The organism is Thalassoroseus pseudoceratinae, from assembly GCF_011634775.1.
Taxonomy (GTDB): domain Bacteria; phylum Planctomycetota; class Planctomycetia; order Planctomycetales; family Planctomycetaceae; genus Thalassoroseus; species Thalassoroseus pseudoceratinae.
Genome location: NZ_JAALXT010000002.1, coordinates 213217 through 232726, shown reverse-complemented (window position 1 = coordinate 232726; position 19510 = coordinate 213217). Strand labels below are relative to the sequence as shown.

The following is a 19510-nucleotide window of genomic DNA, read 5'->3' as shown; positions in this document are numbered from 1 at the left end:
ACTCGATTAGTCTTCTGTGAGGTGACGATTGGAATCGATGAATAGCCAGAACGCGGCGGCGATTGCATAGACTGCGGCATAGGTGAGAAATACGAACTGGTAACCGTCGAGCAGGGCTGCTTGTTCTAAAGTTTTTGAAAGTGGCACGGACTGTTCTGCAGCACGTCTAGCAACCGTTTGTTGAATGATGGTGCCGGTGGCCCAACCGGCTAGCGCTGCCCCCATCGTGCCAATGGTGTTCATGCAAGCGGCCGTGACGGCGGTGTGTTCGCGGCCTAAATCTTGGCAGGTGGCCCAAATCGCTCCCAAAGTGCAGTCGATGCAAAAGGCCGCCAATGAGACACAGAAACAGAACACGTGAATGTTCGGTGCCACACACGCTCCGAGCCAACAAAACATGCACACAAGCATCGCGAGGATGCCAACCGCTCGCCGTCCATTGCTTCTGCTACCGAGTTTGCGACTAAAGAAACCGACGAACAATCCGCCCGTCAAACATCCGACAGCTCCCACCCATAACGGGGCTCCTTTGTAAATCGCACCAATTACGTCGGAATCTTCAATGCTAAATCGTTGATCCAAGTACGACGGTAGATAGGTGATATTAAACGCCCAACCATAGTTGATCAGCGAATACATCGCGCAGAGTGCGAGAACGCTCCGATTCGTGAAGAGTGCTCGCCAAGGAACACTCGCATGCCCGAGAATTTCAGTACCTGGGCTTGGGGGGATTTCGGGGGATTTTGTTTCCTTTGCAGAGTCCGATTCTTCGGGATGGTTGCGAAAAAGAGCCGCGAACAATATGCACCACACAAGTCCAATCAACCCAAAGAGCACAAACGCGCCTCGCCAACTCAGTAGCGGAGAGGAAACTCCTGTTCCACCAACGAGGAAGGCCCAAATCAAAGGCGTTGCCCCTCCTGCGAGTCGGCCCGACATCCAGACGAGTCCCTGCGCAAACTCCCACCGATGCGCCGGAAACCAATTGTAGAGGACGCGCGTAATGTTCGGATACGCTCCTGCTTCACCGGCTCCGAATAAGAATCGCAGAACGATAAGCGTTCCAAGTCCGCCGAGTGTCCAACCGCCAACTTGGATGCCGACTAAGCCTGTCAATGTCGTGCAAACCGACCACCAAACCACGATGCGAATCAACATGGACCGCGGCCCAAGACGATCCCCCAACCAGCCTGTGGGAACTTCAAAAATCGCGTAGGCAATCGCGAACCCCGTGAATGCCCACTTGAGTTCGGCGACGCTATTGAGGTTCAAGTCTTTGGCAAGCGATGGGGCCGCCATTCCGAAGCAGACACGGTCGAGATAAGTGATCATCGACAACGTGCAAACCAAGGCCAACACAACTCGTGAACTCTGCGTTCCGAACCGCTGGGCTTGGGCACGCAGTACGTCGCCTTGAGGAGGGACATCTAACGGGGGAACCGCCGGCGGACTGTCTTTCGGCATCGCTACTTGTTCCTACTAAAGAATCGGGCCACCGGTTTCCAAGTGATCTCGGGATCGAGTGGAAACACCGGTCGCCGGCTTTTCTTATGCCCGAGAGAAGGCAAGTTGGCGCTTGTTGCCCCTGGCGCGTCGATATGAATCATGTCACACCACGCCGCGTACATGTGGTGCTGACAATGAGGGGATTTCACAATGGTGATGTCGAAGTCCTGCGGATTTTGACCGTGTGCCAAGAACAACGAACGATCGAACAAGTGCACCGGTCGACTTGTCATCACCAAGGTCAATTGGCCTGATTCAAACACGGCGGTCCGGCCGGAGTTCCATTCCCACGTGAACGATTCACTCCGGAAACGGCCATCCGATAACAACCGCACTTCCCCGGTGAGCGGAACACGTTGGAATCGCTGAGAATCCAACGCTCCGCCAACCTCGATCGAAATCGTTCTTCCCACGCCCGCATTGAATGCGGCATCCACCGCGTCCCGATCCACAACCGGAGCCAACACCGAACGCGAACATTGTTGTGCGAGCAATTCCCGCACGATTTCCAAGCTGTCTCCGGATGCTCCCGAACTTGTCGCGTCGGCGGCATCGACCAGTGCAACGGGCTTCGTGGTCGATAACGCTTGTCGCACACCTTCGGTCATTGGTGTGAGCTGAGCCTGCATGTGGGCTCGCTGTTCCCAAAACTGATTCGCCAGACGTTCCGCGGACTCGGCCGCCAAATCTGGGGCATTATCGGTGACGACGACGGCGTAGCTTCGAAGTTCCGGTACGTCCGTAAAGGGATTGCCGATGAAGAACCCCGCTGAAAGTCCCACGTCGGTTTGTTCGATCTCTTTGGCTTGATCGATCAATCTTCCAAATCGGCCGGTTTCCGTGATCAGTTCATCGCCACGCACGAGCGCGGGGATTTCGACTTTCGCCATGACCGGTTGGACCTTGTCATCCAGTCGATCCATCAACAATTGGGCCGCTTGCTCTCCGGTGCGTTGAAAATCGACGTGCGGATACGTGTGGTAAACTGTAATCGCATCGCAGTGCTTCATCATCCGATCCGTGAGGATGCCGTGCATGTCGAATGATGCAACGAACGGTATTGACTCACCAAGAAGTTCCCGAGCGATTTCCAACAATCGGCCTTCGGGATCGTCTTCGTCTTCTGTGGCCGTCGCCCCGTGCAACGCGAAATACGCACCGTCAACTGGACCGGCGGCTTCGATGCTCTCCCGCCATTCCGTTTCGATCCGAGCGAAATCCGCAGCCGGAATGACGCCGCCCGAAGTGATCCCACGAGCACTCGACGTGGGAATCACTTCCACCTCCGGTCGCTGTCGGAACACGCTGAGAGCCCCATGGACCTCGGTTCCCATTTTTTCGTGGTGCGAGAAAATTTCCGGTCCGAAGTTCATTAAGAAGTCGGTGTATCTTGTGGGGACGGGGTTGAACGAGGAGATCTCGTGGATGTACTCCGCCACCAAAATCCGCAGCCCGCGCATGAGCAAAGCTCCCTGGGAGTCGGGTGAGCGATGGTTAACAAGACTCGTCGATCAACGTTGATTTCACGAAGTCCTCATTGATCGTGACACCCAAACCAGGGCGATCAGGCGGTGAGATCCATCCGTCGACCGCTTGAATCTTTTCTTCGGTCAGTTCGTGACGCAGCGGCGAGTCTTCCACGCAGTCTTCGAAGATGAACGCATCGCGGCACGTGCTCAGCCAATGAATGCTCGCCGCCACCGTAACGGGACTGGTGTAGCAGTGATTGCACAGCCGAGCCCCAATTTCTTCGACACGCTGACGAATGTAATTGGATTCGCTGAAACCGTTGCGGGACAGATCGACCTGATAGACATCCAAGCAACGTCCGTCGATCAGCGGGCGGAACGAGTATCGTCCGCACTCCTCTTCGCCCGAGGCAATCGGCACCGGCGAACGATCTCGGAGCCAGCGATAACCTTCGTAATCATCGGGTCGCAACGGTTCTTCCAACCAACCGATTCGGTAATCCGCGAAGGCTTTGGCTCGATCAAGTGCGGTGCGAGCATCCCACACACAACCGGCATCGACGAGCAAGGTGGCATCGTCTCCGAGCCCTTCACGAGCGCCTCGAACCAAGTCGACGTCGACCGCTTCGCTTTGCCCCATTGGTTCCCAGCCGAACTTGACGGCGTTGTAACCGTATTCTCGCCAACGTTCGCCGATCTTCGCAGTTTCGTTTCCGTCCTTGCCGAACAGGATCGACGCGTACGCCTGAATGCGATCGTGTTTCTTCCCACCTAACAGACGGTGAATCGGCTCGCCAAATTGCTTCCCTTTGATGTCCCACAACGCCATGTCGATCGCGGCCATCGCGGTGATCGTGACCGATCGCCGTCCACAATACATCGTACTGCGGTACATCTTCTCCCAAAGGCGATCGGTCTCAAGCGGGTTCTCGCCGATCAAGATTTGGCGAAGTCCCGTGGCGACGTTGTGGCTAAACGGAGCGTCGATGACGGCTTTAACCATCTCGGGGGACGAGTCTGCTTCGCCGACACCTTCCAAGCCATTGTCAGTCCGGACACGAACCAAAACGGAATCTTGGCTGCTTGCGGTTTTTGCCTCCACATTTTTGATACGAAGAATTTGAACGACGATCTGAGTGATTTTCATCGAGTCGGTTCTCAATAAAGGGTAATGTTCGTCGATCGCCAATCGCGATGACGGTCTGTGTGAGTGTGTCGCTAGTCAATAACTCGCCCCACGACGACGATGTGTTGCCCACGCGGAACGGCCGCTCCCCACGCCTGAGCAAGTACCACACCATCGACACCGGCTTTCACCGGCCATGGTTCCATGTCAATGTGATCGAAATCGTGAAGACGCCCGATGGTGTCATTGGCTTTCACAACTGTGCCGCATTCCAAGAGCGGTTCGTAGTGTCCATCGAACGGTGCGAGCGTGTAGCATTCGCGATCGACAATTTCCAATTTCTTCTGCTTACCCGCCGCATGAAACGCGATCGGTTCGATCGTGCCTTGCATTAAATCGTTGTGAATCAAAGCGGCCAAAACTCCCTGCCGAGCGTATCGCACCCCCACCGGATCAACAGCGGCCCCCCAACCGAGTTCCGTCCCCACCGTGATTTTCCCAAGTCGCTCCGCCTCACTGGGCAACAACCCTGGTGTCACGTTCTGATAGACCATCAAGCTCGGTGTGCCAAACCAACGCGCGGTTTCTTCGATCTTGGCAGACAAACCGGGATCGTCGACCGGATGAAAACTCGCACAATGGGAGAATCTTGCGACGTGCCCGCCGGAGTGCAAATCAATCACGATATGCACTTGCGGCCAAATGTGTTGGCGAACGAAGTCGGCAATGCGATGGGTGATTCCAGATAACGCCGGCGTCTTCCCAGCACCGTCAACAAACGCGCGATTGAGGTTCACGCCGTCATCCAGTCGACTGCTTTCTCGTGTCCCGGCCCGGAATGCCGATGGGTTCAACACCGGAATGAAGATGATTCGTCCCCGGACATCTTCCGTGCGAATGTCGCGCATCAATCCCTTCAGCGCGATCGGTCCTTCGTATTCGTTGCCATGATTTGAACCGAACGACACCAATCCTTCGCCAGCTTGAGCTTCCGGCCCGACCCAAACGGTGAGCGGAATCAGATGGTCCCCCCAGATGCTGTCGTGTTCCAAGGCGACCCAGTAATCGCGGCGGCCTGGAGATTCAAAATCAAGCAACTTGGGTCGGACGATGGTTCGGGACATGCGAGAATGACTCTACTGATGGAAACGAAATTCGAGAGCTAACGCAGGATGTCGTGCAAAACATGCCCATGCACATCGGTCAGACGGAAATCGCGTCCGGCGTAGCGATACGTGAGCTTCTCATGATCAAAGCCCAAGAGGTGCAACATCGTGGCATGCAAGTCGTGTACGGCGGTCGGGGTTTCGACGGCTTGAAAACCAAAGTCGTCGGTGGCTCCACGGACAGTTCCACCGCGAACACCGCCGCCAGCCATCCACACTGTGAAACCGTAGTGATTATGATCCCGCCCCAACCGCGACTTACCTTCGCCGGTCAGTTCCACCGTCGGCGTGCGGCCGAATTCGCCGCCCCACAGAACCAACGTGTCCTCGAACATGCCGCGTTGTTTCAGGTCGGTCAGCAACGCGGAAATCGGCTGGTCAATTTCCCTAGCGAGCCTACGATGATGATTTTCGATGTCCTTGTGATTGTCCCACGGTTGGCCACCTCCATGCCAAAGTTGCACATATCGCACTCCGCGTTCGAGTAACCGACGAGCGATCAGGGTTTGCCGACCATGCACGCCGCTGCCATACATTTCCTGAATCGACTTGGGCTCCTTTTGGATGTCGAAGACATCCGCGGCTTCCATTTGCATCCGGAACGCCAACTCAAACGATTGAATCCGTGAATTCAGTCGATCATCGTCGCGTGCGGACTGATGTTCCCGGTTGAATGTCCGTAAGAGATCCAATTGCCGACGTTGAATTTGGGTGGTTGCATGCGTGCTGCGGATGTTCTCGATGAGCTTGTCGATCTGCTGATGCTGGGGATCGACGTACGTGCCCTGAAACGCTCCCGGCAAAAACCCCGATTGCCAATTGTCGGCCCCTTTGACCGGCAACCCTTTCGGGCACATGACGATAAAACCCGGCAGATTCTGATTTTCCGAGCCCAATCCGTACAAGACCCACGAACCCACGCTTGGTCGGGGAAGCACCGAATCGCCACAGTTCATCAGCATCAACGACGGTTCATGATTCGGGACCTGGGCGTACATTGAGCGGATGACGGCGATATCGTCGATGTGCTTCGCCGTCTTGGAGAACAACTCACTGACTTCGATGCCGCTTTCCCCGAATTTCCGAAACGAAAACGGTGACGCAAACGCGGCCCCTGTTTTGCGTTCTGTGGCCAAGCTCACCGGGGGGGCTTGGCCTTCGTACTTTTTGAGCATCGGTTTCGGATCGAATGTGTCGACGTGGGACGGTCCACCGTTGAGGAAGAAGTGAACCACCCGTTTCACTTTGCTCGGAAAGTGCGGCAGTTTTCCACCGGTGAGTGCCGCTTGAGTCGCCTGTGAATTGGGATCGCCGACGATGCCCGCCAGTCCCAAAGTTCCCAGCCCCATCCCCACACGTTGCAGGAGCGAACGCCGATCCAATTCCATCACCTGTTTATGTTGCATCAGCGTTCCCATGACTTGTGTTAGGCGGCTTATCACTCTCAAGTATCTCAGTCCACGAACAGAAATTCGTTCGACAACAACAGCACTTGTGCAAGCTGTTCCCAGGGCTTCAAGTTTTGCGTCTTTGGACCGGTGAAGTCCTCGACCGAATTCCACGATTGATTCGATTTCTCGTCAGCCGGTGTCCCCGCCACGGTTCCGAGTTCGTCAATGGCAATCGACCAAAGATACTGATCGCTGTTGAGATTGCCGTTGATGTCGACAACAAAATCCAATGTGTCCCCGGCTTGCACTTTTACCGATTCGATCTTCAACGTCTGTGCGGAGTCATGCAGCGTAAACTGACTCAACACTCCCTGCCGACTGGAAATGATCCAACACCGAATCCCGTTGCCCGCAGCGACTTCGTGCCGTGCATCAGAGTCGATGGAAACCGTCGCATCGCGTTTTGCGGTCCAACGACGAATTACGGCGTGTTTGTGGTCATTGCCTGGATGCCCTCCACTCGCCGTCAATTGCGCCCAACCGAGTTTGGAATCGGGCCATCTGCCTCCGCCTTGCCAAGCCGTCCCGTTGAAGTACGGCAATGGCTGAAAACTCTGGATCGCGGTCCCGGCTTCATCGACGGCCCCATAACCGTATTGCCACGCCAACTGACGGGAAGTCAGCGGGCGTTGACTTTCGGATTTGGGGGCGGAAACGAATCGCAATGCGGCCTCCCTTTGTTGTGGCGTGGGAGCCCGCTGATAGACGCGTTGAAAGAGTTGCTCGATACGTTCTTCCGGTGACGCATGCGGCATCGCCTCGATCAAGGCAGCCAAACGTCGTGCTCGAACGGCCACAAACGGATGATTCAGCCCGAACAAGGCTTGTTGCGGCACCGTCGTTTGCGAGCGTTCCGGAATATGCAGATCAGGATTGGCGAAATCGAAGACTCGATACGCATTCGGCAAACGTTCGCGGTCGATGTATCCATAAAGTGAGCGACGTCGATTTCCGTCGTTGCCACCAAACAACGGCTTTCCACGTCCACCAAGTTGCAACGTCAAATCGCCCGATGCGGTCAACATCGCATCCCGAAATTCCTCGAACGTCAACCGGTGTGCAGGATTCTTCCAGATGAGAGAGTTCCCCGGATCGACGCGTTCCGCGAGTTCCTGAATCGCATTGTCAACCGGGCCGCGTGATCCCTGTCGATACGCCGACGAAAGCAGAATCTGTCGGTGGATGGCTTTCGAGCTCCATCCACTCTCGACCAGTTGAGTCGCGAGCCAATCCAACAACTCCGCATGAGGCGGCTTCGCTGCCCGAGCACCAAAGTCACTGGGCGTCGGAACAATCCCTGTGCCAAAATGATGCTGCCAAATCCGATTGACCCACACCCGAGCCGTTAGCGGATTGTCCGGCGAAACAATCGCCTGAGCCAATTCCAACCGCCCACTCCCATGCTGGAACGGTTTGCGGTCTTGCCGTGCTAGAATCAGCGGTAGTCGGCGTGGAACCTCCTCGGTCTTGGTGAGGTGATTGCCACGGCGGAATATCCGCGGTTCTTCGATGGTTTTTCGATCGACTAGTCGCACTGCGAACGGCGGAGCGTCGGGTGAGTTTAGCAGCAGTTTCTCCAAAGCGGTTTGGTGTTTCCACAAACCGGGAAGTTCCGATCGCGTCGAAAAATACGTGCTGATTTCTGCAAGATGCACATCGGGAACAACACACGGCGAACCCTCCGCATATAACACGTCTCGAATCGCGTTGTGCTCCGGATCCGCGAGTCTTTCCGGTTGCGGGCTGTTGGAACTCTTCGCCGCCGCCAATGCTTGCCGCCACTCTTGATCAATCTGCGTGAACAACGCTCCGTAACGCTCCGCGACTTCCCGCATCGACTTCGGCGGCGTGGAGAATGAGTTCATCACCAATGGAGAGACTTCGTCCGCGTCGAGTTCTTGCAACTCTTGGAGCACCTTTGGTGCTTCGGCGGCGAACGACTCAGACTCGATCGCCGCAAACCGATGCCACGGCACGAACACGGGATGCCTCTCCGAATTCGTCTTTCGCAAGAACGCTTCCCAACGCTCCACGAAAACCGGGAAGATGTCATCCGTCGACAGGATTTGCGAAAACGGAATGTTCGGATGTTTTTCGAGTTCCAACTGGGCGATCAGATAATCGGTCATGCGAGCCCGCATCCGATCCGCAACCACACCACGCATGCGGTCCACTTCCTTGCGGAGTGCGTTCTGTTTTTCTTCCAACTGCTGTTTGAATTGGGGGGCGATGGGTTTCGATGAATCGATCGCCGGCGTCAATTCCTTGACGCTGTTCCAGAAGACTCCATACAGCGAATAGTAATCCGCCGTTGGAATCGGGTCGTACTTGTGATCATGACAACGTGCACACCCGAACGTGAGCCCCATCGTCGTGCGACCGAGAACATCAATGCGATCGTCAATGATGTCATGCTCGTTGCCTAGGAATCTCCGTCCGATGGTAAGAAACCCCATCGCCAATTGGGCATTCGGTTCTTTCGGGGCAGCTTGATCGGCTGCAATCTGCAAGAGCAAAAATTGATTGTAAGGCAGGTCATCGTTGAACGCCTGAACAACCCAATCCCGATACGCGGGAGCATGAATGAACGGGCGAATTTCCCAGCCATACATGTACCCCTTCGTGTCCGAATAACGAGCCAAATCCAACCATTTTCTCGCCCAGTGCTCCCCATACTGTGGAGATTCCAGCAAGTCATCCACAAGCTTCTCGTAAGCGTCGGGAGCGGGGTCGTTGACGAAACGCTCGACGTCTTCGGGGGCTGGTGGAAGTCCGGTGAGATCGAACGACAAGCGGCGAATCAGCGTTCGTCGGTCGGCGGGAGGCGACGGATTCAAATGCGACTCTCGAAGCTTTGCCAGCACAAACGCATCGACGGGCGTTCGCACCCATTTCTCATCGGCGACACTCGGTGCACCCGGTTCAATCACGGGCTGAAAGGCCCAATGGCTTTCGAGGAGGCTGGATTTTGTCGGACGGACCAGTGTTTCATTCGGCCAAGGAGCACCGATACGAATCCATCGTTCGAGGATCGCAACCTGAGACGCCGTCAATGGCTTCTCCGGCGGCATCTCAAAACTGGTCCGGCGAACGGCGGAGATCAGCAAACTCTCATCAGGATGACCTGGCACGATGGCCGGTCCAGAATCTCCCCCCGTGAGCAGATTGGTTCGTGAATCAATCCGCAAACCGGCCCACTGTTTCTTCTCGCCATGACATTCGCCACACGAATTGACCAAAAGCGGCCGCACCGATTTTTCAAAAAACTCCGCATCCGCCGGTGAAATCTCCGCCTGCTGTGAAGAAGCCTCGGCGCACGATCCGGTATGACACAGCGACAGCCACACTACCAAAGCCATCACCCCAAGCATCGCATACCGTGTCATGATCCGAATTCTCCAGTCACTCACTCAGCCTGCTTCGCTGATTTCCGGTTCCAGTTCTCATTGTTCTGTCCCAGACACCAGGAAGCAACCATCCGAGATCAAGCAGCCCGGGGACGATTGTCAGCAATAAACCGCCAATTGTCAACAATCCAGAAGTTTTTGGAGCAAATTGTTGACAATCCAATATCCATTGAGTACAAAAAACGTCGCATTAGTTCACTTCGATGACTTCCTGACCCACATCAACTGAGCCAATTTCATCGAAATCGATATTCACGGCCCACACGCCGACACTGACAATTGAGACCCCATACATGGGCACCAAAGAGATTCCCGTCGTCCGTTCCCTTCAGGTCGCTGAACAGCTCCGTGGGGAAATTCTGTCCGGTCGAATGCCGGAGGGTTTAAGGCTTACGGAAGCGGAATTGGTCAAGCGGTTCGGCGTGGGACGCGGTGCCGTTCGTGAAGCGGTGCAGCGGTTGTCCCTGCAAGGCTTGCTTGAGAATCGCCCGAACTGCGGTGCCGTCGTCGCCCCCGAAGCTCCCAAGGCAATTCGAGCTGTGATTATTCCCATTCGACGAACGCTTGAAGTCTACGCTCTTCAGGAAATCTTCGAAGACCTGACTGACGAGGATTTCGAAAAGTGGGATTCCATCCTCGCAGACATGCGGAAAGCCTGCGAAGCCGAAGACCTACACGCCATCGCCGAGCAAGACATTGCGTTTCATCACCACTTGCTCTTGCGACTCGACCAACCCGACATGACTGCGATTTGGGAGCTGCTCGTTGGACGAATTCGCTCTCACTTTCGCCGCGTCCAACGTCGGCGTCACTCCGACCTAATGGAAATTTACGAAGAACACCGCACCATTTTAGAGTCGTTCCGTCGCGGAACACTCGAGGAAGCGGTTTCATTGCTTGAAGAGAAAATCGACTGACTCGCAACGCCGCAACATTTGGCTAGCCCAGTCGACTTGATGATAAACGTCACGCAGCAAGTCACTTGCTGTGATAAAGCGTTCTTCTGCGCTTGACCAGTTTTCCCATTGAGATTGCTTCAGAAATCTCAATGGGGGGCTCTCGTCCCGTCCAAGTCCTCAAGTATTGGAGTTTGCCATGAAGTCTGTCGACGCTGCGCGGTGCCGTCCTGGGTTCACTTAATCGAACTCTTAGTCGTGATCGCCATCATTGCGATTTTGATCGCATTGCTACTACCCGCTGTTCAACAAGCCCGCGAAGCCGCGCGTCGCACGCAATGCAAAAACAATCTCAAGCAAATTGGACTCGCTTTGCATAACTATCATAGCAGTTCGCAAGTCTTGCCGCCTGGCTTCATTCAGGATCCATCGACGAACCTCAACGAGGCAACGTGGATTGCCCTATTCTGCCATACATTGACCAAGGCCCTGTTGTCTTCGTCCCCGCCCAAGGGCACAATGGACTTTCGGCAGGAGGCCCGATCAGTAACGGCGAGTTTAAGATTGATCACGCTAGCGGACTCGCCCCGGGTCCACATCGCGTGGAGATTCGTGCAACCCGCGTGAGTGGAACCACAACTGTGAAAGGCATCGAAGGAGCCGAAGGCGGACTATCTGGTGGTGGCTCCTTTGATAAAATCGAAATGTATATCCCCGCGAAGTACAATACACAGTCGACCCTTATCGAAGAGATATCTGATGACAAATCACAACTCGACTTCGCACTCGCTCCCTAGTTTTTGTCAAGAAAACTCGGGTATCACACTACCAACGATTGTCGGTGAAACGGTCTAGCAAAGCTCAACCTGAGATCTCTGTCATGCATATCTGTTCAATGTTGCGTGCTGCCAAACTGTTGACTATGGCGGCCGCATTCACCTTGTTCGTTCAACGGGTTTCTGTATTAGCGGACGATGCGAAACCAACTCCAGGCGAAATCAAGTTCTTTGAGAATGAGATTCGGCCCCTACTGACGAAGCACTGTTTCTCCTGCCATGGCAAAGATAGCGATGCAGAAGGTGAATTACGCCTGGATGGCAGAGCGGTCTTGCTTCATGGTGGTGCGAGCGGTCCCGCTGCGGTCCCAGGCAAACCGAAAGAGAGTCTGCTGATTGAAGCCGTTCAATACCGCAGCTTAGAAATGCCCCCCAATGGAAAGTTGCCTGAACAGGATATCGCAAAACTTGTTGAATGGGTCGAAATGGGGTTGCCGTGGCCGGCGGACGATCAGAATGCCCCAATGGTGAACCGCAAGAACTTTCACATTACCCCGGAACAACAAGCCCACTGGGCGTTTCAGCCCGTAAAATTGCGGACTCCCCCCACCATTGTTGATCCGATGTGGAACACCACCACCATTGATCGCTTCCTCTATGCCGCGATGCAGGAAAACGACCTAATTCCTGTGCAACGTGCCGATCGCGAAACGCTCCTGCGGCGAGTCACTTACGATCTCACAGGATTACCGCCGACTCCGAGCGAGCTAGCCGACTTCCTAGCCGATGAACACCCCGAGGCATGGGAAGCTGTGGTCGATCGGTTGCTAGCATCTCCACGTTATGGAGAGCATTGGGGGCGGCACTGGTTAGATATCGTCCGTTATGCCGACACCGCTGGGAATGCAAGCGACCATCCCGTTCCCGACGCCTATAAATATCGAGACTATGTGATTGCGTCGTTCAATCAAGACAAACCATACGATGAGTTTATTCAAGAGCAAATCGCGGGCGACCTATTGGCGAAAGATCACCCGGAACAGTTCGAGGAACTAACAACAGCAACGACCTATCTCGCGATGGCACGTCGCTTTGGCTACAACGACACGAACTTTCTCTACTTCCACCTCACCATCCACGATCTAATTAGCAATCTTGGCGAATCCATTTTAGGTCTATCTATTGGGTGTGCCCGATGTCACGACCACAAGTTTGAACCGATCTCTGCGAAAGACTATTACGCCCTCTATGGAATTTTTGAGAGTACAACGTTCACCTTCCCAGGAGCAGAGGAAGTCAATACCCCGAAGGAACTCATTCCGCTAGTCCCTCCGAACGTCGTCAAAAAGTACGATGAAAGACGGGCCATTCAAAAGGCGAAACTCGATCAGGAACTTGAGCGAAAACAGTTTTCGTTGTTGACCCTGGAAGGGTCATTGGAATCAAGTGACAAATTGAAGTCCCCGTGGCGTGCGGACAAAGATGTCAAAATTGTCAGTGATGCTTCGAGTCCATTCACCAACGTGTTCCCTAAGGGAAATCAATCGGTTGAGTTGCCAAACTCAGCTGGCAATATCGGGTTTCGACGACCAATACCCACACAAAACCGTGAGAGTACTGAGACAACTTTTATTAACCTCGACTTCCGGAACGTGAGCGCTCAGTCTGGTGGAGACGGCTACTATCGCATTTGTCTAGATCACGTTCAAAACTACTCTCCGAGCGTTGAACTCTTTATCAATAGCGACGGCATCTTCGCACGTGATGACGCCAAAATGAACAAAATCGCGTCTTTGAAACTAGGAGAGTGGTATAACCTACAGTTTCGCGTCGATTGGCAGAAGAAGACGTTCTCTGGAGTTGTGTCTAGCGAAAGTGGCACATGGTCATTCGCAGATTTGCCGTTTAATCCACGTTGGGATGGTGTCGCCAACTCCATTGTGATCGATGCCGCTTTCACTGATGCGACGAAGGTGAAGCCGCAACGGCAGGTCGATAACCTTGCTGTTCAATCGACCGCATTCCCAGCGGCTCACGAAAACGCAAATCATCCAATCAAAAGCGTTCCGGAAGAAGTTCAACGACTTCGGAAAGAGTATGCGGAGATCGAAGGTCGGAAAGCGACCCTCGACAAAGAAACGCTCTATCCCACTGCGTACGCTGTTAGGGAAGGCACGCCGTCTGACACCCGGATGCAAATGCGAGGCGAGCCGGACCGACTTGGCGAGGAAGTGCCCCGCGGGTTTCTCACAGTGTTCGGTGGCGAGCAATTGGCCGAGGACTGTCAAGAAAGCGGCCGCCGACAGCTTTCACAATGGCTAACCTCGCCCGACAACCCTCTCCCCCCTCGCGTGATTGCGAACCGTGTCTGGCAGTACCACTTTGGTCGTGGGATTGTCGCCACTGCGAATGATTTTGGGGTGCGTGGCGAACCGCCGACTCATCCGGCATTGCTAGACTATCTCGCGATTCAACTCATCCAGAATGGTTGGTCGTTGAAGTCGTTGCATCGCGAAATCTTGCTGAGCCGGGCCTATCAATCATCTAGCGTGATCCATGCTGAAACTAGGGAGCGTGACCCCACAAACCGCTGGCTCTCACACTTCACTCGTCGTCGTCTCACTGCGGAAGAGATTCGTGATTCGATTCTTCAACTCAGCGGAGAACTAGAACTGGGCCCCACGGGACCTCATCCGTTTCCCCCTGTGAGCAAGTGGCGATACTCTCAGCACAACCCGTTTGACGCTGTGTATGAGTCGAAACGACGGTCGGTTTACTTGATGACTCAGCGAATCAAACGACACCCATTTCTTGGACTGTTCGATGGAGCGGATCCGAATTCGAGTACTGCACGGCGGGAGACAACGACGACACCGTTGCAGGCGCTGTTTCTTATGAATGATCAGTTTACGCATGAGCAATCACAGAGAATCGCCGAACGGTTCCTGACGGAGTATCACACGGATTCCCAGCGACTGCACGCCTTACATGAGTCGGTTTGGTCGAGAACACCGACCGAAGTCCAGGTTGAATCGGCCAAGAATTTTCTGAGTGACTATGCCGCGAAGTTGCCGAACTCGACGACTCGTGAGATGAATAGTCTAGCAGCTTACACCCGTGTTTTGCTCAGCAGTAATGCCTTCCTATATGTCGACTAGTGAGTTCCGATGGGAATTGCCACTCATTTACTTGAACACTGCTGAGCCTTAAACAGTGAGTTCGAAAGAATGCCAGATATGAACCAATCGATCTCCCGGCGTGAGTTGCTCAACCGAGCCGCTGGTGGATTCGGTGCACTTGCCTTGCGTGGGATGCTCGCGGAACTGGAAGCAAGCGAAGGACGATCGACCTCGACAAATCCGCTCGCTCCAAAACCGCCCCATTTTCCCGCAAAAGCCAAGAACGTGATCTTTCTGTTCATGGGTGGTGGAGTCTCGCATGTGGACTCATTCGACCCGAAACCCAAGCTCGTTGAAGATCACAACAAATCCCTCACTGTTCACAACTACCGAGGGTCAATCGGTGAGTTCAAGCAGTACCTCAAACGTCCCCAGTGGGAGTTTCGTCCGCGAGGGAAATCGGGAATTGAGATCAGTGATTTGTTTCCCTATGTCGGAGAAGTCGCTGACGAGCTTTGCGTAATTCGCTCGCTAACAACCGACCACATCGCGCACTATGAAGCCACACTTGGAATGCACACAGGCTCCTTTAGTTTTGCACGGCCGAGTATGGGGTCTTGGATTAGCTATGGGCTAGGCACGGAGAATCGCAACCTACCATCGTTTGTCGTGGTCACCGGGGCCACTCCCTATGCGCGAGGGCAAAACTGGAACAATGATTTCCTACCGGGATTTCATCAAGGTACCCAGGTATTTCCGGGGAAGACGCCGATTCCGAATGTCAAGCGGCGGGTGGCTTCATCCGAACTGCAATCGACAGAACTCGAACTACTGCAACAGATCAATCAAGAGCACTTTGAGACACGTGCCCTGGACGATCAGCTCGATGCTCGGATTCGGTCCTTTGAAACTGCATTTGGAATGCAGCAGGCGGCTCCGGAAGTTCTAGATTTTTCTCAAGAGACGCAAGCGACGTTAGACTTGTATGGCCTGCAACCGGGACAGAATAAAGGGTTTGGTTGGCAGTGTCTCGTGGCTCGTCGGATGGTTGAGCGGGGTGTTCGATTTGTGGAATGTATTGATGTGGGTTCGAGTAACAATTGGGATTCCCATGGCAACATGCTCGACCACGCTCGTTTGGCCAAGAACGTCGATCAACCAATCGCGGGGCTCATCAAAGATCTCAAATTGCGTGGGTTGCTTGATGAGACGCTTGTTGTCTGGACGACTGAATTCGGACGAACCCCATACATGGCGGCTAAGAATGCCGGGGGTCGCGACCATCATCCGATGGTGTTCTCAAGTTGGATGGCGGGTGGGGGGATCAAAGGGGGGATCACACACGGGGCATCGGATGAACACGGGATCGCGGTTGCGGACAAACGCGTTCATGTCCACGATTTTCATGCCACGATCCTGCATCTGCTAGGCATGGATCACACTCGACTGACCTATCGACACGCAGGGCGTGATTACCGACTCACGGACGTCTTTGGCAACGTTGTCGAAGAAATCCTAGCTTGAATTTGCCCACGCACGAAACAAATCCTTTTGATTATGAGTCTAGTTGATTTTTAGCAGTCGAAGACCGTTGAAGATCACGAGGAGCGAAGTTCCCGCGTCAGCTGCAATGGCAGCCCACAGTGATGTGTAACCGGAGAATGTCAGGAGCACAAAGATAACTTTGACGGCAAGGGAAAAACCGATATTCTGACGGATGATGCGGAGCGTTCGTCGTGAGTGCCGGATCAGCCAAGGTAACTTCGCGAGATCATCGGACATTAAGGCGATATCGGCGGTTTCGATGGCCGCATCACTTCCCGCGGCCCCCATCGCAATTCCAATGCTGGCCCGTGCCAACGCGGGTGCATCGTTCACACCGTCACCAACCATCGCAACGCCGCCAAATTTGCCGACCAGTGTCTCGACGACGTGAACCTTTCCCTCAGGGAGCAACTCGGCATGGACCTCATCCAGATGAAGTTCTTGAGCAACGGCTTCTGCCGTCTGTTGGTTGTCGCCGGTGAGCATGACGAGATGGCGGATACCGGTTTCTCGTAACGCTTGCAGTGTATCATTGGCCGCCGGTCGCACGGTGTCGGCTAGCGAAATGAAGCCACACACATGCTCGTCGTTTCCAATGACAACCACGCTTTGGCCACTCTTGGAGAGAGCCTCCAACTGCTCACAAACCTCCGCGGTTTCTTGGCCTTGCTCCTGCAAATACCGATGCGAGCCCAGCCAATAGCGTTTGTTGTTCAATCGACCGACGGCTCCTTTGCCGGGAACGATCTGAAAGTCTTCCACAGGTTGAATCGTCACCTCACGGTCTCGGGCATAGTCAACGATGGCTCTTGCCAACGGATGATCGCTGCGCGCTTCCAACGCAGACGCACGTTCCAACAGTTCCGTTTCGGTGTGGTCGTCAAGCGGCACAACACCTCCAACCGTTGGCGTGCCCTCGGTCAATGTCCCGGTTTTGTCGAGTGCAATAGCATCCAACCGAGCCGGTGCTTCGACGTAGACACCACCTTTGATGAGAACCCCGTTCCGAGCAGCGGCGGCCAACGAGGCAACGATACTCACTGGCGTCGAGATGACCAACGCACACGGACACGCGATGACAAGCAAAACGAGCGACCGATAAAGCCATTCCGACCACACGCCATCGAATAGCAGCGGACCTGCGATCAGAACAGTGGCGGCGAGTCCCATCACGATCGGTGTGTAGATGCGAGCGAACTTTTCGACCCACTGTTCGGCAGGTGCTCGGCGGGACTGGGCTTCTCCCACCATGCGAATGATGTGAGCCAACGTCGTGTCCTGCGCGGGCTTGGTGCATTCGATTTCCAAAGCACCATCGCCATTGACCGTTCCCGCGAACACGGTGTCACCCGGCTGTTTGACGACCGGGATGCTCTCTCCGGTGATCGGAGACTGGTTGACATTGCTCGAACCATGGACGACGTATCCATCCAACGGCAACTTCTCGCCGGGTCGCACGATGAATAACGTGCCGACAGATACTTCCTCAGGCGGAACGTGGACTTCGGTGCCATCGTCGCGGCGAATGCATGCGGTCGGAGGCGCTAAGTCCATGAGAGCGGCGATGGCTCGACGTGCTCGACCAACGCTCCACGACTCCAATGCCAAAGACGCCGAGAACAGAAACACGACCACCGCGGCCTCGAACCATTCATTGATGGCAACCGCTCCCGAAACGGCCACAACCATCAGCAGATTCATGTCGGGGCGAACGCGACGCAATGCGAACCATGCTTTGGGAAGGACCAACCAAATCCCCGCAGCGATTCCCACGGCATACAGCACCTTCGAGGCCGGTGGGACGTGATGTGTCATCCCCATGCCTTCGGAGCCGAACGCCGCTTGGGCACCTCCAGACAACCAAACGTGAGTCAGAAACCCCGCTAATCCGAACAGGCCACTAATTACCGTGAGGAAGTTCCGACCAGGTCCGTCCCAAAAACGTTTTGAGCTTGTAACTGGTTCATCTTGACGCAGAACCTCGGCACGCATTCCGGTCCGAGAGACCGCTTCCGTGATGTCGTCCGCGGAAGCTTCGACGGCCCCCGGTTGCACTGACATCGTACCGTTGAGAATATCGAAACCGATTCGGTCCTCGTTGCCGACAACGCGACCGACCTCACGCTTGAGCAACGCAACTTCCTCAGCACAGCATAAGCCATGAACTTTGAACTTAAACAGTTCTTGCGAGGAGTTCATCGGTTGTTACTCTCAATCGGACACCGCCGAACCGCCGGACGACCACCGTGATTCGACTTCGAATATTCTCACCAATTCCTACGTTGCTTATGTACTCAGGATGATCAATCGGGAGCTGACCGGCAACTCCCGGTGTCGATTCGGGACATTACGCGGCTTCCGATTGTTCGGCTTCCTCGACCACTCCAGCCACGAGCCGAATAGTCCGCTTGGCGAAGCTGGCGGTTTGGGCATCGTGAGTGACCATCACAATCGTTCGCCCGTCATTGTGGAATTCGGCGAGGTATTCCATGACTTGCACACGGGTTTCGGCATCGAGATTTCCGGTGGGCTCGTCAGCCAAAATGACTTGAGGATCATTGGCCAACGTGCGAGCGAGGGCCACTCGTTGCTGTTGCCCTTGGCTCAATTCCGGTGGACGATGGTCGGTCCGATCCGAAAGCCCAACCCGATCCAGCAATTCCATCGCTCGGTCGCGTTGCTCTTTGGGCGATTTTCCGCAGAGCATCAATGGAACCTGCACGTTCTGGCAGGCTGTCAGCCACGGAATCAGATTGAAGGACTGGAACACAAATCCAATCGTTTGCTGTCGCAATGCGGCTCGTTTCGCGATTGAGAGGTCATACATCGACTCGCCATCGAGAGAGATCTGCCCCGATGTCGGAGCCAACATGCCGCCCAACACCGATAGCAACGTCGTTTTTCCGCTGCCGCTCGGTCCGACCACGGCCATGAAGTCATTTCCGGGGATGTCGAGGGTCACGTTGCTAAGAGCTGTCACAGTTTGGTTGCGACGCTGGTAGGTATGTGTGACTGATTGAAGCTGGTACATCGTGTCTCCTTCACCATT

12 protein-coding genes and 1 pseudogene are annotated in these 19510 nt (G+C 54.7%); 5 read left to right on the top strand and 8 right to left on the bottom strand.

What is annotated here, in order from left to right; genetic code table 11:
* Window positions 1-6: 6 nt before the first annotated feature.
* From G6R38_RS06500 to G6R38_RS06475, 6 genes are all read right to left on the bottom strand, one after another.
* Window positions 7-1464 (bottom strand): MFS transporter, encoded by a 1458-nt coding sequence (locus G6R38_RS06500; RefSeq protein WP_166821696.1) that lies wholly within the window; start codon window positions 1462-1464, stop codon window positions 7-9.
* A gap of 2 nt (window positions 1465-1466) precedes the next feature.
* On the bottom strand, window positions 1467-2966 hold the full coding sequence (locus G6R38_RS06495; RefSeq protein ID WP_166821693.1) for a M81 family metallopeptidase: 1500 nt from the start codon (window positions 2964-2966) through the stop codon (window positions 1467-1469).
* A 34-nt stretch (window positions 2967-3000) separates the two neighbouring features.
* Window positions 3001-4122 (bottom strand): mandelate racemase/muconate lactonizing enzyme family protein, encoded by a 1122-nt coding sequence (locus G6R38_RS06490; RefSeq protein ID WP_166821690.1) that lies wholly within the window; start codon window positions 4120-4122, stop codon window positions 3001-3003.
* Window positions 4123-4193: 71 nt separating this feature from the next.
* Window positions 4194-5225, bottom strand: coding sequence for a succinylglutamate desuccinylase/aspartoacylase family protein (locus G6R38_RS06485; RefSeq protein WP_166821688.1), 1032 nt, complete (start codon window positions 5223-5225; stop codon window positions 4194-4196).
* Window positions 5226-5263: 38 nt separating this feature from the next.
* On the bottom strand, window positions 5264-6673 hold the full coding sequence (locus tag G6R38_RS06480) for a DUF1501 domain-containing protein (protein ID WP_240928100.1): 1410 nt from the start codon (window positions 6671-6673) through the stop codon (window positions 5264-5266).
* Between the two features lie 47 nt (window positions 6674-6720).
* The gene (locus G6R38_RS06475) at window positions 6721-10104 is read right to left on the bottom strand and encodes a PSD1 and planctomycete cytochrome C domain-containing protein (RefSeq protein ID WP_240928099.1); all 3384 of its coding nucleotides are present in this window, start codon (window positions 10102-10104) and stop codon (window positions 6721-6723) included.
* Between the two features lie 314 nt (window positions 10105-10418).
* Between G6R38_RS06475 and G6R38_RS06470 the strand changes: the two genes are divergently transcribed.
* From G6R38_RS06470 to G6R38_RS06450, 5 genes and pseudogenes are all read left to right on the top strand, one after another.
* Entirely contained in the window at window positions 10419-11042 is a 624-nt protein-coding gene (locus G6R38_RS06470; RefSeq protein ID WP_166821685.1) for a GntR family transcriptional regulator, read from the top strand.
* 201 nt (window positions 11043-11243) lie between these two features.
* Window positions 11244-11441, top strand: a pseudogene (locus tag G6R38_RS06465) (DUF1559 family PulG-like putative transporter); the annotation flags it as partial.
* A gap of 32 nt (window positions 11442-11473) precedes the next feature.
* Window positions 11474-11818: a hypothetical protein gene (locus G6R38_RS06460; RefSeq protein ID WP_166821174.1), complete on the top strand. Its 345-nt coding sequence runs from the start codon at window positions 11474-11476 to the stop codon at window positions 11816-11818.
* 83 nt (window positions 11819-11901) lie between these two features.
* Complete coding sequence (locus G6R38_RS06455; protein WP_166821682.1) at window positions 11902-14955, top strand: DUF1553 domain-containing protein; 3054 nt, start codon at window positions 11902-11904, stop codon at window positions 14953-14955.
* A 78-nt stretch (window positions 14956-15033) separates the two neighbouring features.
* A complete protein-coding gene (locus G6R38_RS06450; protein WP_166821679.1) occupies window positions 15034-16440 on the top strand; it encodes a DUF1501 domain-containing protein in 1407 nt (468 codons plus the stop codon).
* A gap of 39 nt (window positions 16441-16479) precedes the next feature.
* Here G6R38_RS06450 and G6R38_RS06445 read toward each other — a convergent pair whose 3' ends face one another.
* Together G6R38_RS06445 and G6R38_RS06440 are read right to left on the bottom strand one after the other, a co-directional pair.
* Window positions 16480-18660 carry a heavy metal translocating P-type ATPase gene (locus G6R38_RS06445; RefSeq protein WP_166821675.1) on the bottom strand — a complete coding sequence of 727 codons (2181 nt, stop codon included), beginning with the start codon at window positions 18658-18660 and terminating at the stop codon, window positions 16480-16482.
* Between the two features lie 148 nt (window positions 18661-18808).
* Window positions 18809-19492 carry an ABC transporter ATP-binding protein gene (locus G6R38_RS06440; protein WP_166821672.1) on the bottom strand — a complete coding sequence of 228 codons (684 nt, stop codon included), beginning with the start codon at window positions 19490-19492 and terminating at the stop codon, window positions 18809-18811.
* Between the last annotated feature and the right edge of the window lie 18 nt (window positions 19493-19510).

Bases quoted from the DNA above. Each gene is read 5' to 3' on its own strand.
- G6R38_RS06475 (WP_240928099.1), bottom strand. From the start codon at position 10,104: ATGACACGGTATGCGATGCTTGGGGTGATGGCTTTGGTAGTGTGGCTG.
- G6R38_RS06450 (WP_166821679.1), top strand. From the start codon at position 15,034: ATGAACCAATCGATCTCCCGGCGTGAGTTGCTCAACCGAGCCGCTGGT.
- G6R38_RS06440 (WP_166821672.1), bottom strand. From the start codon at position 19,492: ATGTACCAGCTTCAATCAGTCACACATACCTACCAGCGTCGCAACCAA.
- G6R38_RS06470 (WP_166821685.1), top strand. From the start codon at position 10,419: ATGGGCACCAAAGAGATTCCCGTCGTCCGTTCCCTTCAGGTCGCTGAA.
- G6R38_RS06445 (WP_166821675.1), bottom strand. From the start codon at position 18,660: ATGAACTCCTCGCAAGAACTGTTTAAGTTCAAAGTTCATGGCTTATGC.
- G6R38_RS06480 (WP_240928100.1), bottom strand. From the start codon at position 6,673: ATGCAACATAAACAGGTGATGGAATTGGATCGGCGTTCGCTCCTGCAA.
- G6R38_RS06495 (WP_166821693.1), bottom strand. From the start codon at position 2,966: ATGCGCGGGCTGCGGATTTTGGTGGCGGAGTACATCCACGAGATCTCC.
- G6R38_RS06455 (WP_166821682.1), top strand. From the start codon at position 11,902: ATGCATATCTGTTCAATGTTGCGTGCTGCCAAACTGTTGACTATGGCG.
- G6R38_RS06490 (WP_166821690.1), bottom strand. From the start codon at position 4,122: ATGAAAATCACTCAGATCGTCGTTCAAATTCTTCGTATCAAAAATGTG.
- G6R38_RS06500 (WP_166821696.1), bottom strand. From the start codon at position 1,464: ATGCCGAAAGACAGTCCGCCGGCGGTTCCCCCGTTAGATGTCCCTCCT.
- G6R38_RS06485 (WP_166821688.1), bottom strand. From the start codon at position 5,225: ATGTCCCGAACCATCGTCCGACCCAAGTTGCTTGATTTTGAATCTCCA.